This is a genomic window from Microbacterium sp. J1-1, assembly GCF_024498615.1.
In the GTDB taxonomy this organism is placed as follows: domain Bacteria; phylum Actinomycetota; class Actinomycetes; order Actinomycetales; family Microbacteriaceae; genus Microbacterium; species Microbacterium aurugineum.
The window spans coordinates 3,583,012-3,597,196 of sequence record NZ_CP089590.1; the positions used below are offsets into that span (position 1 = coordinate 3,583,012).

A 14,185-nucleotide genomic window follows, 5' to 3' on the forward strand; every position below is an offset into this window, starting at 1 on the left:
GACGCATCCGTGGTCCTCGCATCCTGCTAGCGTCGGCGATGCGCCCCGAAGCGCCGACGCAGCATGCGCACCCGAAGCGCAGAAGAAGAGAGACCGCCCGCCGATGACAGCCGTGCGAATCAGGGATGCCGAGACCGCCGATCTCGAGACGATCACCGCGATCCACAACCACGCCGTGGTGCACACCACCGCGATCTGGAACGAAGAGGCGGTGGACCTCGACGACCGCGCCGCCTGGCTCGCCGACCGCACCGCGCACGGCTATCCGGTCCTGGTCGCCGTCGACGAGTCCGGCGTGCTGGGCTATGCGTCCTACGCGCAGTGGCGACCGCACAGCGGCTATCGGCTCACCGTCGAGCACTCGGTCTACGTTCTCGGTGGTCAGCACGGCCGCGGCATCGGCACCACCCTGATGGCCGCGCTCGTCGAACGCGCCACCGCTGCGGGAATGCACGTGATGATCGCAGGCATCGAGAGCGGGAACACCGCATCCATCGCCCTGCACGAACGGCTGGGCTTCGTCGAGGTCGGGCGGATGCCGCAGGTCGGCGCCAAGTTCGGGCGCTGGCTCGATCTGAGCATGCTCCAACTCGTCCTCGACGACCGCCCCGATCCCGACGCAGGATCCTGACGATGAACCTGCTGCAGTGGTTCGTCGAGGCGTTCACCTCCCAGTGGGTGTTGCCGGGCGGGCAGACGCTCCTCGTGCGTGAGGTCGTGGGCAACGCCTTCGGCCTCGCGAGCGCCCTCGGCGGCATGCGCCGCAAGGTGTGGGCCTGGCCGGTCGGCATCATCGGCAACCTGCTCCTGCTCACGGTCTTCCTGGGCTCCGCCCTGAGCCCTGACCCTTCGTTGCCGCACCTGCTGGGTCAGGCCGGACGGCAGATCATGTTCATCGCCGTGGCCGTCTACGGCTGGATCCGCTGGCGGAATCTCGACGGCGGCCGGGTGGTGCCGCGCTGGGCGCCGACGAGCGCGCGCATCGGCATGGCCCTGGTGATGATCATCGGCACCGTCGCCCTGACCCCGCTGTTCCGGCTGCTCGGATCGTGGGAGCCGGTCTGGGCCGATGCCTGGACCTTCGTCGGTTCCCTGCTCGCCACCTACGGCATGGCGAAGGGGTGGACCGAGTTCTGGCTGATCTGGATCGCCGTCGACGTGGTCGGGGTACCACTGCTGTTCAGCTCCGGCTACTACGCGACCGGCTTCATGTACGTCTTCTACGGAGTCTTCACGGCGATCGGGTTCGTGATCTGGTGGCGAGCGCAGCGCCGCGCCGCCCACCCGATCGAGATCCTGCCGCCCGACCCGAGCCCGCGGCGGCCGGAGGAAGAGGAAGAGCTCGCCTGACGCGGAGGATCGGACCGCGGTCAGTGCCGCACGCGAGCGAGGAACTCCGCGGTCGCGGCCTCCTGCGGGGCGTCGAACACCTGCGACGGCGGCCCCTGCTCGACGACGACGCCGTGCTCGAGGAACACGATGCGGTCGGCGACCTCGCGGGCGAACGACATCTCGTGCGTCGCCATCACGATCGTCGCGCCCTGACGCTTCAGCTCCCGCACCAGGTCGAGCACCTCACCCACCAGCTGCGGGTCGAGCGCACTCGTGATCTCGTCGAGCAACAGCACCTCGGGCTGCGTGAGCACCGCGCGCACGATCGCCACCCGCTGCTGCTGGCCACCGGAGAGTCGGTCGGGGTATTCGTCGGCCTTCGCACCGAGTCCGAGCGTCTCCAGGAGAGCGCGCGCCTTGGCACGGGCTTCCGCCTTGCGCATGCCGTGCACCCGGACGGCGGCGAGCGTGACGTTGTCGAGCACGGTCAGGTGCGGGAAGAGGTTGAAGTGCTGGAAGACGACACCGATCCGCGCCCGCACCCCGTCGGCGTCCACGCGCGGGTCGGTGATGTCCTCTCCGACGAGGAAGATCTGCCCGTCGTCGATGTTCTCGATGAGGTTCATCGTCTTGAGCAGGGTAGACTTGCCGGAGCCGGACGCGCCGATCAGCACGACCACCTCGTGGGTGCCCACCGACAGGTCGATGCCGCGCAGCACGTCATGATCGCCGAAGCGCTTGCGCACGCCCCTGGCCTCGATCACCGGGACACTCATACGACTCCTCCGGCCTGCTCGCGCTTGTTCATCCGAGCGGTCACGATGTCGGTCAGGCGGATCATGGGCCAACTGAGGATGATGAACATGAGCCCTGCGACGAGGTAGGGCGTGTAGTTGTAGGTCTCGGCGACCATCAGCTGAGCGGCGCGGACGGCGTCGACGGCTCCGAGGACCGAGATCAGACCCACGTCCTTCTGCATCGACACGAAGTCGTTCATCAGCGCCGGGACCACCTTGCGGACGCCCTGCGGGATCACGACGATGCGGAGGGTCTGCCCGTGCGTCAGCCCGAGCGATCGCGCGGCGATGCGCTGCGAAGGGTGCACCGCCTCCATCCCTGCGCGGAGCACCTCCGCGACATACGCCGAGTAGGTGAGGACCAGGGCGATCGTGCCCCAGAACATCGCGGGCATGCGCGGGAAGATCATCAGTGCCGGGATGCCGAAGCCGACCAGGTACAGCACGATCAGCAGCGGGATGCCGCGGAAGAAGTCGGTGTACGCGGCGGCGAGCGCGCGCAGCGGGAAGAACACCGGTCCGCGCAACGAACGCATCGTCGCCAGGAGGGTGCCGAAGATCGCGACGCAGACCACCGCGATCGCGAGCACCAGGAGGTTGACGAGCAGGCCCTGGAAGATCGGCCCGATGCTCTCCAGTGCGACCTGCGGGTCGAAGAACGTCTGACTGACGACCGCCCAGCCGGGGGTGTTGACCACGACGATGAGCAGCACCGTCACGAGGACGATGCTGCTGAGGAGCGCGATCAGGACGGAACGCGTGGTCGCCCGTCGCCGCAGAACGCGGCGTGACAGCTCGAGTTCGCTCGGCTGCCACTCCGCGTCGACGGAGGTCGAGGTCATTTCAGGACGGGGACGTCGACGGCGTCGCTGAGCCACTTCTGCTGCAGCTCGTCGAGCGTGCCGTTCTCGCGCAGGGCGTCGACCGCCTCGGTGACATCCGCCGTGAGTGCGGATCCCTTGGGCAACACGATGCCGAAGTCGTCGCCGCCGTTCGCGTCGGCGAACTGGCCGGTGACGACACCGTCGTCGAGCTGAGCGCCCACGACGTAGAAGGCGCCGGGGAGGTCGGTGATCATCGCGTCGATCTGGCCGCCCTTGAGCGCGAGCACGACGTCGTCGACCGAGTTGAAGACGCTGAGGTTCGCCTCGCCGAGCTGCTCCTTGGCCACCGTGTAGCTGGTGGTGCCGCTCGCGACGCCGACCGTCGTGGCCTTGAGCTCGTCGATGGTCGTCGCGGAGGCCGCGGGCGAACCGCCGACCGCGACGACCGCCTGCGTGGTCGTGTAGTACGGCGAGGAGAAGTCCACGGCCTTCTTGCGGTCGTCTGTGATGGAGAACTGCTGGAGGTTGATGTCCCAGTCCTTCGGACCCGGAGCGATGGCACCGTCGAAGGTCGTGCGGACCCAGACGATGTCGTCGGCCGCGAAGCCGAGCTGCTCGGCCACGGCGTTGGCCACCGCGCCCTCGAAGCCCTCACCGTTGGAGGGGTCGTCGTCGACGAACCACGGCTCGTAGTTCGGCTCCCCGGTGGCGATCGTGAGCTTGCCCGCCGTCACGGTCTGCAGACCGGAGTCGCCACCGTCGCCGGTGTCGGCGGACGGAGAGGCACAGGCGGCGAGGGTGACGGCGAGGACGGTGGCAGCAGCGGCGGCTGCGGCACGGCGGAGGGAGGGAGCGAAGGGCACGATGACTCCAGTGCGAGGAAGGGTGAGGAGGAAGCTGCGAGGCAGGACGGGTCTGCCCTTACAGAGTAGGCGATGCGGCGAGTCGCCAATCCGCGAAATCGAAACCTGGGGACACGAAACACGAGACGAGGACTTCCTCGGCATCCAGGGGACGCGCTGCCTGCCAGACGCCGGCGGGCACCAGTACCTGCGCCGCGTCGTCGGGACCGAGCACGATCGCGGTGGCTTCGCCCGGCTCTGCCGCATCTCCGCCGAGACGGAGCTCGAGTCGGCCGGGACCGTGCCACAGCCACAGCTCGTCGCTGGTCACGACGTGCCATTCACTGCGCTCGGAGGGCCGCAGCAGGTAGTGGATGCACGTCGCCGCGGGTCGCGGGCCGTTCGGGGTCTCGACCGGAAGCGGACTCGTCCACGTGCGGCGGAACCATCCGCCCTCGGGATGCGGCGCGAGGTCGAGGCGCTCGGCGGTCGTGGGGCGCTGTGTCACGCGACACCTCCGGGTTCGGATGCGGGTACGGTCACGGGGCGACCGCCGGACGGTCGAAGCTGTCGATCGCGTAGCGGACCTCGCCCGACACCACGGTCGCGGCGGTGCGGCCGGCGCCGTGGTCGACGAGTTCCGCGACGGCATCCGGTCCGGCGGGCACGTCGAAGAAGGTGAGGTCGGCGAGCGCACCCACGGCGAGGTAGCCGGTACGGTCCGGGCCGACGTCGATTCCCATCGCGTGCGCGCCGCCGAGGGTGGCCGCGCCGAGCAGGCGTGCAGGGAGATCACGGTCGGTGTATCCCTGCGACCGGGCGATGCGGGCCAGTTCAGCCACATCGGCGAGCACGTCGAGCGAGGGACTAGACGACAGCGAGTCGGTCCCCACCGCGATCGGGTTGCCCTCACGCAGGTACGCGGCGATCGGGGGCTCCTCGAGTCCGATGACGGCGTTGGACCTCGGGCACAGGGCCACCGTCGTGCGGCGCTCGCGCAGGATCGCACGATCCCTGGCGCTCATGTACACACCGTGCGCGATGTGGCAGTCGGGTCCGAGCACGCCGAGCTGGTCGACGAACTCGGTCGCGCTGGTGCCGAATCCGGCCTTGCGCAGCTCCTGGAAGCTGGCGAGCCCGGCCGTGTGCCACGCCTGCGGATGCTCGTGCGCGAACTCCCTCTCGAATGCGGCCTCGCCGAGGTGGATGTGGATCCGCCCGCCGCGCTCGCGCACGATGTCGGGGATCTCCAGGAGGGGCTCGATGTCCAGTGAGTACGGGGCGTGCGGCGACAGGCCGGTCCCGGGCGGGGTGGGCAGGGCGTCCAGCGCCTGCTCGACCTGCGCGCGTCCGGTGCGCGCCCAGTCGGCATTGGTCCAGCTCATCACCTCCCAGTAGGTGATCCCGTGCAGCCCCGCGTCGTGCAGGGCGGTCGCGGCCGAGCGGTCGGTCACCACGTCGGCGAGCGCCGTCGTACCCGCCCGCAACGCCTGCGTCGCGCCGTCCGCAGCATCTGCGGCCCAGTCACGCCCGCCTTCGTACACCGGGTCGAACGCCCGCACCCAGTCTTCGAAGCCGTCGTACTGCCCGCTTCCGACCGAGGCCATGCCGGTGTATTGCAGATGGGTGTGCGCGTTCACGAGGCCGGGGGTCAGGACACCCGGCCAGTGCACCTCGTCGGCGTCGATGCCCCGTTCCGCGAGGGAATGCAGCACCCAGGCGCGCTCCCCGACGTGCATGATCCGGCCGTCCCGCACGGCGACCGCCCCATCGACGATCGGCGGCGCGGTGATCGGCACCACGAGTCCTGCCGAATAGACCGTGACAGCACTCATGCGGACTCTCCTCGGAACCGTGGCGAGCGCCACTCCTGCTGCGCTTCGACCTGCGCCGGACTGCGCTGGTCGATGCGCTCACCGCGGGCTACGAGCGCGGCGGCGCCGATCGTGGTGTCGGCGTCGGACGGAAGCGGATACACCCCGGGCGGCAGGTCGTGCGCGAGCAGGTGCCCGACGGCGAAGAGCTGCACCGAGAACGACAGATCCATGATCTCGATGGGGTTGCCCTCACCGGCGGACAGATTCACGCAGCCTGCCCGGGCGATCACGAGTGCTCCGTCACCGGCGCGTTCGACGGCACTCGAGGCCTGGCCGTTCTCGCCCGTGTACGGTCGCAGCATGGCAGGGTCGAGGTCGACCTCGTGCGGAACTCCCCCGGCGACCGCGACGATCGCCGCAGCGCGCAGCACCTCGGCGTCGATGGTGTGCGGAGCACCGGTGGCCGAGACGACGAGCGCGCCCGGGGCGAGGTCGTGCAGGCGGCCGATACGGAATCCGTCGTGGGCGGCGCGCAACGCGCGGACGGGGTCGGTCTCGGTGACGAAGACGTCGACCCCGAGGGCGCGCAGGTGCGCCGCGACGCCTTCACCGACGGGGCCGTAGCCGACGACGACGGCCGTCTGGTCGCGGAGGTCGACCCCCACGGCGTCCAGCGCATCGGCGATCGCGAACACGCACGACTGACCGGTGCCGTACCGGTTGTCGAAGGAGGTCTTGGTCAGGGCGTCGTTGACCGCGATGACGGGGATCTCGAGCACTCCCTCACGCTCCATGAGCCGCAACGGGGTGAGCCCGCTCGTGGTCTCCTCCGCGGCACCTCGCAGGTCGGCGGCGAGGCCTTCCTCGTGCGCCAGGCGGATCAGGTGCGAGCCGTCGTCGAGCAGCAGGTCGAAGCCGCGGCGCAGGAAGTCCACGGCGGCAGCGCGCTCGGCGGCACCCGAAAGGGACGGGTCCCCGTCGACCGGGATTCCGCGCCGGCGCAGCACCGCGGCGACCTCGACGTCGATCTCGTCGGGATGGGCGTAGACGGCCACGGTGGCCCCGGCGCCCCGCAGCAGCAGGGCGAGTTGGGCGGTCTTCGGCTCGAGCACCATAGCGATGCCGATCCGGAGTCCTCTCACCGTGCCGGCGTCGCCCAGGCGTGCGGCGAGAGCGGTGGCGACCGACATGTGCCGTCCGGCCGCGTCCACGCGGTCCTCGGCGGTCTCCCGTACCGGGAGGGGCCCACCGTCGAGCAGGATCTCGCAGGATCCCCCCGGCGCGAAGGTGACACCGCCGTCTCCGAGGCGCGCACCGAGGGCGGGGAGGAGGGATCGCAGCGCATCGGCCACCGCGTCCGTCCCGATGACCGAGAAGTCCCGACCGGACACGAGCAGGTTGGTCTCACGGGCGAATCGGCGCACCAGACGCTGGGCGGTCGAGATGTCGTCGGTCACCAGTCAAGGGTAGAGCCCGCGGAGGAGACCGAAGGACGGGATATGTACATCTCTGACACCCAAATGTACAATTGGTGCATGTCCACGATCAGCGTCGCCGACGCACGCAACAACCTCTCCACGGTCATCGCCCGCTCTCAGGAGGAGGCGGTCTTCATCGAGCGGCGCGGTCAGCGCACTGCGGTTGTGATCAGCCCCGAGCAGTATGAGCGGATGCTCGATGCGCTCGAAGAAGCCGAAGATGTCGCCGCGTTCGACGAGGCGATGGCAGAAGAGGGTCCCGACGTCCCCTGGGAGCAGGTGAAGGCCGACCTGGGCTGGATGTGAGCTACCGGATCGAGCTGCGCCCCGCCGCAGTCCGCGCGCTGAAGAGGGTCGACCACCAGGACCGCGACCGGATTCGCGGCGCGATCGCTCTCCTCGGCGAGAACCCCCGACCTCCCGGTGCCAAAGCCCTGCAGGGACGCGACGGACTCCGCGTCCGCGTCGGAAGCTATCGGATCATCTACACGGTCGACGACGATGTCCTCATCGTCGCAGTGGTCACGCTCGGCCACCGCCGCGAGGTGTACAAGCCCTGACCCGACCGATCGAAGTGACAGAGTCATCGTCCTGAAATGTGTCCGTGCGTGTCGGCCGCCCTGGATTCGCGCACGCCGTTCGCCTTTCATGGGTGCATGACACGTCAGATCCGCTTCAACGCCTTCGACATGAACTGCGTCGCCCACCAGTCGTCCGGGCTGTGGCGGCATCCCGACGACCGGTCGCGGCAGTACAACACCCTCTCGTACTGGACCGACCTCGCGAAGCTCTTAGAGAGCGCGACGTTCGACGGCATCTTCATCGCAGACGTGCTCGGGACCTACGACGTCTACGGCGGCACGAACGAGGCCGCGATCCGCAACGGCGCCCAGGTGCCGGTGAACGACCCGATCCTGCTGGTGAGCGCGATGGCTGCCGTCACCGAGAACCTGGGATTCGGCATCACCGCCGGCACCGCCTTCGAGCACCCCTACCCCTTCGCGCGCCGGCTGAGCACGCTCGACCACCTCACACAGGGACGCGTGGGGTGGAACGTCGTGACCGGATACCTGCCCAGCGCCGCGCGGAACATGGGCCAGGAGGACCAGCTCGCGCACGACGACCGCTACGACCATGCGGACGAGTACGTCGAAGTGCTCTACAAGCTCTGGGAGGGGTCGTGGGAGGACGACGCGGTGGTCGAGGACCGCGAGCGCGGCATCTTCACCGACCCGGCCAAGGTGCATCCCATCGGGCATGACGGCAAGCACTTCAGCGTGCCGGGCATCCACATCTCCGAGCCGTCACCGCAGCGCACGCCGGTGATCTACCAGGCCGGCGCCAGTCCGCGCGGGGTGAAGTTCGCGGCCGAGAACGCCGAGGCCATCTTCGTCGCTGCACCCTCGAAGGAGGTGCTCGCCGGCACCGTGAAACGCATCCGCGATGCCCTCGAAGCGGCGGGCCGCGACCGGTACGACGCCCGCATCTACACGTTGCTCACCGTGATCACCGCCGCCACCAGCGAAGAGGCGACCGCGAAGCACGCCGAGTACCTCTCCTATGCGAGCCCCGAGGGTGCGCTCACCTTCATGTCGGGATGGATGGGCGTGGACCTGTCGCAGTACGCCGAGGACGAGCCGGTCGGGAACGTCGAGTCCAACGCGATCCAGTCGGTGCTGCAGCACCTGAAGGAGGAGGCCGACCTCGGCCGCGAATGGACCGTCGGGGACTTCGGGCGGCACAACGCGATCGGCGGCCTCGGCCCCACGATCGTCGGGTCCGGCGTCGAGATCGCCGACGAACTGCAGTCCTGGGTGGACGAGACCGACATCGACGGCTTCAACCTCGCCTACGCGGTCACCCCCGGCACGTGGCAGGACATCATCGAGCACGTGATCCCGGTGCTGCGCGAACGCGGTGCCTACCCGGAGGAGTACGCGCCGGGCACCCTCCGCAACAAGCTCCACGGTCGCGGCGACCGGGTGCAGGACACACACCGTGCCGCGAAGTACCGGGTCGGGGAGTTCGCCCGGGCCTGACGCGGAGGCCTTTCGAATCGCGCACAGTGTCGCTGCTGAGGTGAATTCGCAGCCGTTTGCGCGATTCGAAGGGCAGGAGTGTGTCAGTCGTCGCTGCGGCTGAAGATCCCACGGAGCACGAGGAAGACCACCACGGCGACGACCGCGACGATCGCGAGCTTGAAGATGAACGCGAGGACCGAGAACAACGCGCTCACGATCCACCACGCGATCACGACGGCGAGGATGACGCCGAGGATGGTCCAGATGTTCTTCGTCATGTCTCCAGCCTACGGAGTAGAACCTGGGCGGACGAGCAGGTCGTGCACGTGCCCCGCGGCGGCGAGGAGCGCGACGCTGCGTCGGGTGAGCGCCGCGAGCCGTTCCGCGAGGATCACCTCCACCTCGTCGGTGCGATCGTGGGCGCGCACCTGGTCGAGGATGCGGGCGATCGCAGGGATGCGGTAACCGCCCGAACGGAGCGCCGCGACGATACGCGCGTCGGTGATCGCCGTGGAACCGTAGGAGCGCGCCGACGCCGCGCCCCGGAGCGGGTGGACGAGCCCCTCACGCTCCCAATGGCGCAGGGCGGAGGGGCGGATGCCGAGCGCCTGGGCGAGTTCACCGATGGCCATCGCATCGTCCTCGTCGAAGTCGTCGTCGGCTTCCTCCCTGGCGACCTCGAGGCCGCGGAGCGCTTCCCGCACGCGTGAGCGCTCCTCGGCGAGGTCGGCGTGCAAGAGGTCGATCCGCTCGGCGGCGTCTTCCATCGATGCGTCGATCAGTCCGGGCATCAGTCGTCGTGCGAGCACAGGACCGAGGGCCGCTGCCATCGCCCGATAGGCACGCAACGCCGTTTCATGGTGCGGACCGTAGCGGCGGTAGCCGTTGGTCCCGCGCTCGGCCGCGGGGAGGACGCCGAGCCTCTCCAGGTCTCGCACCTGTTGGGTCGAGTACCCCACGCGTCGCCCGAGCAGCGCTGTCGTCAGAACCGCCTCTTGAGGGTTCACCATCGAATTTCCCTTCGCCGTGGAGGAAAACTCCACATAAGCGCTTCAACTTCATCATTGAAGCATGAACATGCAGGAGATCATCGACGCCGTCCGTGGATTCGACGGCGTCCTCGTCATCACCCCCCAAGCAGGTGACCCCTGCCCCGAGCTCTCCTGGGGAGACGCCTACTTCTCCTACGCCCCGGACGGGCGGATGCCGGAGCGCACACAGCCCTACGGGACGATCATCACGAAGAACTATCCGGACGACGAGTCCTCCGCGCTCGACACCCCCGGGCGCTTCCGGGTGAACATCCACGTCGGCCAGGGCAAAGCCGACCCGCTCGTGGCCGCGGACGCACAGCCGACCGATGTCGATGTGTTCCAGCCGCATCCGCTGTACGGCACGGCCGGGTGGGTCTGCGTGATCGATCCGGCCGAGCGGACGTCAGACACCGTGCTCGCCCTGCTCCGCGACGCGCACGAGTCCGCCCGCGCTCGCGCCGACCGCCGAGCGCGACGAGGATGAGCACCGTGCAGGGCATGGCCGAGGGGGATCGGCGCCTGGTCGCGGTGTGGGCCGCCGACTGCGCCGAACGCGTGCTGCCCCTCTTCGAGAGGGAGGCGCCGGACGATGACCGTGCGCGCGACGCCATCGCCAGGGCTCGCGCCTTCGCACGGGGAGAACTCACCGCTGCGGGAGAGATCCGCCGCCGCTTCGTCGCCGGTCGCGCCGCCGGCGCAGCGACCACGCCCGCCGGCGCGGCCGCTGCGCGGTCGGCCGCCCAGGCTGCGGGCGTCGCGCACATGGGTGCTCATGCGTTCGGGGCGGCCGCCTATGCCGCGAGCGCGGTCGAGCTCGCGCACCCCGACGACTCCGACGCTCGCGCCGGAGAGGTGCACTGGCAGCTCGCGCTCCTCTCCCCCGAAGCCGCGGCGGCGCTCCGACGACTCCCGCCCCTCGGTACGGATACGGCGGGCCCGCTCGGCCCGGGCCTCCTCGCCGCCGGAACCCTCGGCGCCGTGATCCGGGAGCTCCAGGCCGCCCTCTCCTGACCCTTTCGGATCGCGCAACTGGTCGCATCTGACGCCGAGATCGAGCTGTTTGCGCGATTCGAAAGGGCGGGGAGGGCGCTTCAGCCGCGATTCAGCGTCGACGGGCCACACTGGAGGAATGCGGATCCTGGTGGTGGACGACGAGGTGCGTCTGGCCGAGGGCGTGCGCCGTGGTCTGGAGGCCGAGGGGTTCGCCGTCGACGTCGCGCACAACGGTGTCGACGGGCTCTGGCGTGCACGGGAGACGCGGTACGACGCGATCGTGCTCGACCTCATGATGCCGGGTATGAGCGGGTGGAAGGTGTGCGAGGCACTGCGCGCCGAAGAGAACTGGACCCCCGTCCTGATGCTCACCGCGAAGGATGGCGAGTGGGATCAGGTCGAGGCACTCGAGACCGGGGCCGACGACTACGTCACCAAGCCGTTCTCCTTCGCGATCCTCGTCGCACGCCTGCGCGCCCTCGTCCGGCGCGGCGCGGTCGCGCGCCCGGCGATCCTCGAGGCCGGGGATCTGCGCCTCGACCCCGCCGCGCATCGTGTCTGGCGAGGCGACACGCCGGTGGCACTGACCGCGCGGGAGTTCTCCGTGCTCGAATACCTTCTGCGGCACCGCGGCCAGGTGCTGTCGAAACGCGCCCTCATCGAGGGGGTCTGGGACGACGACTTCGACGGCGACCCGAACATCGTCGAGGTGTACGTGGGGCATCTGCGCCGCAAGCTCGACAAGCCGTTCGGACGCGAGGCGATCGAGACCATCCGCGGTGCGGGGTACCGGCTGGCGGCCGACGGTGGCTAGCCGCAGTTGGCGCTCCGTGCGCGGCAGGACGACGCTCGGAGCCACGGTGGTCGTGGCCGTCGCCCTGCTCATCGGCTCCTTCTCCTTCTACGGCGTCCTGCGCAGCAGCATGCACGACAACACCGTGCGCGCGGCGGAGCAGCGTCTCGAGCAGCTCTCCGACCGCACGGGCGGGCCGGGCGGCCGGGGCATCGACGCTCTCGACGATGAGATCCTGCAGCTCGTCGGACCGGATGGCTCCGTCCGCGCCGCGAGCGAGGACGCCCGCGAGAAGCTGGGCTCCACACCGCTCCCCATCGACGATGACCCACAGACGACGACGGTCGACGGCGACCCCGTGCTCGTCGTCTCGGAGGAGCTCGACGATGACCAGACGCTCGTGCTCGCCGTCGCGATCGACGACGACGCCGAGACCCTCGCGACGGTGGCGACCTTGCTGGCGATCGCCGTCCCCCTCCTGCTGCTGCTCGTCGCGGTGACCACATGGCTCGTCGTCGGTCGCGCCCTGCGTCCGGTCGAGCGCATCCGTGAAGAAGTGGACGGCATCACCGCCGAGCGGCTCCACCAGCGCGTACCGGTGCCCGAGACGGCCGATGAGATCGCGGCACTCGCGACGACCATGAACGGCATGCTCGATCGCCTCGACGCCGCCGCCACCGCACAACGACGCTTCGTGTCCGATGCCTCCCATGAGCTGCGTTCGCCGCTCGCGACCATCCGCCAGCACGCCGAGCTCGCACAGGCCCACCCGGAGGTGACGAGCATCGGCGAACTGGCCGAGGTGGTGTCGGAGGAGGGACTCCGGCTGCAGGGCATCGTCGAGTCACTGCTGCTCCTGGCGCGTCTCGACGAGGGGGCGAGCACGCGCGGCGAAGCGGTCGACCTCGATGACATCGCGCTGGGCGAGGTGCGCCGATTGCGCGCGGCGGGACTCGATGTCGACGGCTCGGGGATCGCCGCGGCCCGGGTGCACGCAGACCCCCGCCTCCTGGGCCAGCTGGTGCGGAACCTCGCGGACAACGCCGTCCGTCACAGTCGCGGCCGAGTCGCCATCGGTGTCGTCCCCGCGGACGGGCACGTGTTCGTGATGGTCGAAGACGATGGCGCCGGGGTCCCCGTCGAGGAGCGGGAGCGGATCTTCGAACGATTCGTCCGGCTCGACGAGGCGCGCAGCCGAGACGCCGGCGGGAGCGGTCTGGGGCTTGCGATCGCCCGCGGCATCGCCGTCTCCGCCGGCGGGACGCTGATGGTCGACGACTCGCGGTGGGGCGGCGCGCGCTTCGTGCTCGCGCTGCCCGTCGCGCCCTGAACGCCCGGGGTGGTCGATCCTGAAGAGGTCTTCAGGTCGCTTCAGGATGGCTTCAACGACTCCGGGGGACCATCGGGTCATGGATGACAAGACCCCCACCCCCGACCAGACGCCCGAGAGCACCCCGGATGCGCAGACCGTTCCGGTATCCCCGGCTCCGGAGTCCGCCGCTCCGACCGTCGGCGACGGGCAGCACCCGACGTTCCCCGCAGCCGATCCGGTCGCCGCTCCGGCGAAAGCTGCTCCCAGGTCGGGCCGCACGCGCGCAGTGCTCATCGGGGGCGGCATCGCGGCAGCCGTCGTCCTCGCAGGCGGCGGTATCGCCGTCGGCGCCGCGATCAGTGATGAGTTCGACGACGATCACCGCCCCTCGATCTCCGACGACAGTCGCCACGACGACGGTCGCCATGAGGAACACCGCGGCGAACACGACGACGCGCGGATGAACGACCGGGGTCCCTCGACCGGCATCGGCGCGGCTTCGGCCGATGAGCTGATCGACATCGTGGATGCCGCGCGCGGCGCCGCCGAGGGCGAGGTCACATCGATCGACGCGAAGCGTGACGGGACCTGGGAGGTGCAGTTGACGGCCTCCGACGGCAGTGAGAGCGAGGTGCGAGTCACCGAAGACCTCGCCGCATCCGTCATCGCAACGGACGCCGCCGACGACGATGACACCGCACCCACGCTCACTCTCGACGATGCCACCATCCGCGCCCTCGTCGCCGCAGCCTTCGAGGAGGCCGAGGGCATGATCACGGATCTCGACGTCGACGGGGATGACACCAGCCCTTACGACGCTTCGGTCCTCACCTCCGACAACCGCTCGATCGACATCGACTTCAGCGCCGACTTCGCGGTCGTCGGGACCGACCTCGACTGATCGAGCCCCGTCCGAATCGCGCACATGGCTTCATCCGGTGC

Annotated in this window: 18 protein-coding genes; 10 read left to right on the forward strand and 8 right to left on the reverse strand. The window is 69.6% G+C overall.

Features of this window, described 5'->3' with window-relative positions; translation table 11 throughout:
- Window positions 1-103: 103 nt before the first annotated feature.
- Together LRQ07_RS17420 and pnuC are read left to right on the forward strand one after the other, a co-directional pair.
- Window positions 104-631 (forward strand): GNAT family N-acetyltransferase, encoded by a 528-nt coding sequence (locus tag LRQ07_RS17420; RefSeq protein WP_256535355.1) that lies wholly within the window; start codon window positions 104-106, stop codon window positions 629-631.
- A 2-nt stretch (window positions 632-633) separates the two neighbouring features.
- Window positions 634-1,350 carry a nicotinamide riboside transporter PnuC gene (pnuC, locus tag LRQ07_RS17425; protein WP_256535356.1) on the forward strand — a complete coding sequence of 239 codons (717 nt, stop codon included), beginning with the start codon at window positions 634-636 and terminating at the stop codon, window positions 1,348-1,350.
- Window positions 1,351-1,370: 20 nt separating this feature from the next.
- Here pnuC and LRQ07_RS17430 read toward each other — a convergent pair whose 3' ends face one another.
- Genes LRQ07_RS17430 through LRQ07_RS17455 form a run of 6 tightly spaced genes read right to left on the reverse strand, consistent with a single transcriptional unit; the run spans window position 1,371 to window position 7,069 of the window.
- Complete coding sequence (locus LRQ07_RS17430) at window positions 1,371-2,108, reverse strand: amino acid ABC transporter ATP-binding protein (RefSeq protein ID WP_047522888.1); 738 nt, start codon at window positions 2,106-2,108, stop codon at window positions 1,371-1,373.
- Window positions 2,105-2,971 (reverse strand): amino acid ABC transporter permease, encoded by an 867-nt coding sequence (locus LRQ07_RS17435; protein WP_256535357.1) that lies wholly within the window; start codon window positions 2,969-2,971, stop codon window positions 2,105-2,107. The genes LRQ07_RS17430 and LRQ07_RS17435 overlap by 4 nt, the downstream gene beginning before the upstream one ends.
- A complete protein-coding gene (locus LRQ07_RS17440) occupies window positions 2,968-3,816 on the reverse strand; it encodes an ABC transporter substrate-binding protein (protein WP_134352519.1) in 849 nt (282 codons plus the stop codon). The genes LRQ07_RS17435 and LRQ07_RS17440 overlap by 4 nt, the downstream gene beginning before the upstream one ends.
- 58 nt (window positions 3,817-3,874) lie before the next feature.
- The gene (locus LRQ07_RS17445) at window positions 3,875-4,303 is read right to left on the reverse strand and encodes a cupin domain-containing protein (RefSeq protein ID WP_134352520.1); all 429 of its coding nucleotides are present in this window, start codon (window positions 4,301-4,303) and stop codon (window positions 3,875-3,877) included.
- 31 nt (window positions 4,304-4,334) lie between these two features.
- On the reverse strand, window positions 4,335-5,630 hold the full coding sequence (locus LRQ07_RS17450; protein ID WP_256535358.1) for an amidohydrolase family protein: 1,296 nt from the start codon (window positions 5,628-5,630) through the stop codon (window positions 4,335-4,337).
- Window positions 5,627-7,069, reverse strand: a complete 1,443-nt coding sequence (locus tag LRQ07_RS17455; RefSeq protein WP_256535359.1) for an adenosylhomocysteinase — start codon at window positions 7,067-7,069, stop codon at window positions 5,627-5,629. The genes LRQ07_RS17450 and LRQ07_RS17455 overlap by 4 nt, the downstream gene beginning before the upstream one ends.
- Window positions 7,070-7,147: 78 nt before the next feature.
- On the opposite strand from LRQ07_RS17455, the gene LRQ07_RS17460 reads away from it, so the two are divergent.
- The 3 genes from LRQ07_RS17460 to LRQ07_RS17470 all read left to right on the forward strand — a co-directional run bounded on the left by LRQ07_RS17460 (window position 7,148) and on the right by LRQ07_RS17470 (window position 9,129).
- On the forward strand, window positions 7,148-7,396 hold the full coding sequence (locus LRQ07_RS17460) for a type II toxin-antitoxin system Phd/YefM family antitoxin (RefSeq protein WP_256535360.1): 249 nt from the start codon (window positions 7,148-7,150) through the stop codon (window positions 7,394-7,396).
- The gene (locus LRQ07_RS17465; RefSeq protein ID WP_256535361.1) at window positions 7,393-7,650 is read left to right on the forward strand and encodes a type II toxin-antitoxin system RelE family toxin; all 258 of its coding nucleotides are present in this window, start codon (window positions 7,393-7,395) and stop codon (window positions 7,648-7,650) included. The genes LRQ07_RS17460 and LRQ07_RS17465 overlap by 4 nt, the downstream gene beginning before the upstream one ends.
- Window positions 7,651-7,746: 96 nt before the next feature.
- Complete coding sequence (locus LRQ07_RS17470) at window positions 7,747-9,129, forward strand: LLM class flavin-dependent oxidoreductase (protein WP_232763850.1); 1,383 nt, start codon at window positions 7,747-7,749, stop codon at window positions 9,127-9,129.
- Window positions 9,130-9,212: 83 nt separating this feature from the next.
- On the opposite strand, the gene LRQ07_RS17475 is transcribed toward LRQ07_RS17470, so the two are convergent.
- Complete coding sequence (locus LRQ07_RS17475; RefSeq protein WP_047522894.1) at window positions 9,213-9,389, reverse strand: hypothetical protein; 177 nt, start codon at window positions 9,387-9,389, stop codon at window positions 9,213-9,215.
- Window positions 9,390-9,398: 9 nt separating this feature from the next.
- Window positions 9,399-10,121: a MerR family transcriptional regulator gene (locus LRQ07_RS17480; RefSeq protein ID WP_256535362.1), complete on the reverse strand. Its 723-nt coding sequence runs from the start codon at window positions 10,119-10,121 to the stop codon at window positions 9,399-9,401.
- Window positions 10,122-10,182: 61 nt separating this feature from the next.
- On the opposite strand from LRQ07_RS17480, the gene LRQ07_RS17485 reads away from it, so the two are divergent.
- From LRQ07_RS17485 to LRQ07_RS17505, 5 genes are all read left to right on the forward strand, one after another.
- Window positions 10,183-10,629, forward strand: a complete 447-nt coding sequence (locus tag LRQ07_RS17485) for a DUF6194 family protein (protein WP_256535363.1) — start codon at window positions 10,183-10,185, stop codon at window positions 10,627-10,629.
- The gene (locus tag LRQ07_RS17490) at window positions 10,626-11,156 is read left to right on the forward strand and encodes a putative immunity protein (RefSeq protein ID WP_256535364.1); all 531 of its coding nucleotides are present in this window, start codon (window positions 10,626-10,628) and stop codon (window positions 11,154-11,156) included. Before LRQ07_RS17485 ends, LRQ07_RS17490 begins: the two co-directional genes overlap by 4 nt.
- 118 nt (window positions 11,157-11,274) lie before the next feature.
- Window positions 11,275-11,952 carry a response regulator transcription factor gene (locus LRQ07_RS17495; RefSeq protein WP_047522895.1) on the forward strand — a complete coding sequence of 226 codons (678 nt, stop codon included), beginning with the start codon at window positions 11,275-11,277 and terminating at the stop codon, window positions 11,950-11,952.
- Window positions 11,945-13,261: a sensor histidine kinase gene (locus tag LRQ07_RS17500; protein ID WP_256535365.1), complete on the forward strand. Its 1,317-nt coding sequence runs from the start codon at window positions 11,945-11,947 to the stop codon at window positions 13,259-13,261. Before LRQ07_RS17495 ends, LRQ07_RS17500 begins: the two co-directional genes overlap by 8 nt.
- Window positions 13,262-13,340: 79 nt before the next feature.
- Window positions 13,341-14,144 carry a hypothetical protein gene (locus LRQ07_RS17505; protein WP_256535366.1) on the forward strand — a complete coding sequence of 268 codons (804 nt, stop codon included), beginning with the start codon at window positions 13,341-13,343 and terminating at the stop codon, window positions 14,142-14,144.
- The last annotated feature ends 41 nt before the right edge of the window (window positions 14,145-14,185 follow it).

Coding starts and splice junctions, on each gene's coding strand:
- LRQ07_RS17435 (WP_256535357.1), bottom strand. CDS start 2,971: ATGACCTCGACCTCCGTCGACGCGGAGTGGCAGCCGAGCGAACTCGAG.
- LRQ07_RS17505 (WP_256535366.1), top strand. CDS start 13,341: ATGGATGACAAGACCCCCACCCCCGACCAGACGCCCGAGAGCACCCCG.
- LRQ07_RS17495 (WP_047522895.1), top strand. CDS start 11,275: ATGCGGATCCTGGTGGTGGACGACGAGGTGCGTCTGGCCGAGGGCGTG.
- LRQ07_RS17460 (WP_256535360.1), top strand. CDS start 7,148: ATGTCCACGATCAGCGTCGCCGACGCACGCAACAACCTCTCCACGGTC.
- LRQ07_RS17490 (WP_256535364.1), top strand. CDS start 10,626: ATGAGCACCGTGCAGGGCATGGCCGAGGGGGATCGGCGCCTGGTCGCG.
- LRQ07_RS17430 (WP_047522888.1), bottom strand. CDS start 2,108: ATGAGTGTCCCGGTGATCGAGGCCAGGGGCGTGCGCAAGCGCTTCGGC.
- LRQ07_RS17475 (WP_047522894.1), bottom strand. CDS start 9,389: ATGACGAAGAACATCTGGACCATCCTCGGCGTCATCCTCGCCGTCGTG.
- LRQ07_RS17470 (WP_232763850.1), top strand. CDS start 7,747: ATGACACGTCAGATCCGCTTCAACGCCTTCGACATGAACTGCGTCGCC.
- LRQ07_RS17450 (WP_256535358.1), bottom strand. CDS start 5,630: ATGAGTGCTGTCACGGTCTATTCGGCAGGACTCGTGGTGCCGATCACC.
- LRQ07_RS17480 (WP_256535362.1), bottom strand. CDS start 10,121: ATGGTGAACCCTCAAGAGGCGGTTCTGACGACAGCGCTGCTCGGGCGA.
- LRQ07_RS17485 (WP_256535363.1), top strand. CDS start 10,183: ATGAACATGCAGGAGATCATCGACGCCGTCCGTGGATTCGACGGCGTC.
- pnuC (WP_256535356.1), top strand. CDS start 634: ATGAACCTGCTGCAGTGGTTCGTCGAGGCGTTCACCTCCCAGTGGGTG.
- LRQ07_RS17420 (WP_256535355.1), top strand. CDS start 104: ATGACAGCCGTGCGAATCAGGGATGCCGAGACCGCCGATCTCGAGACG.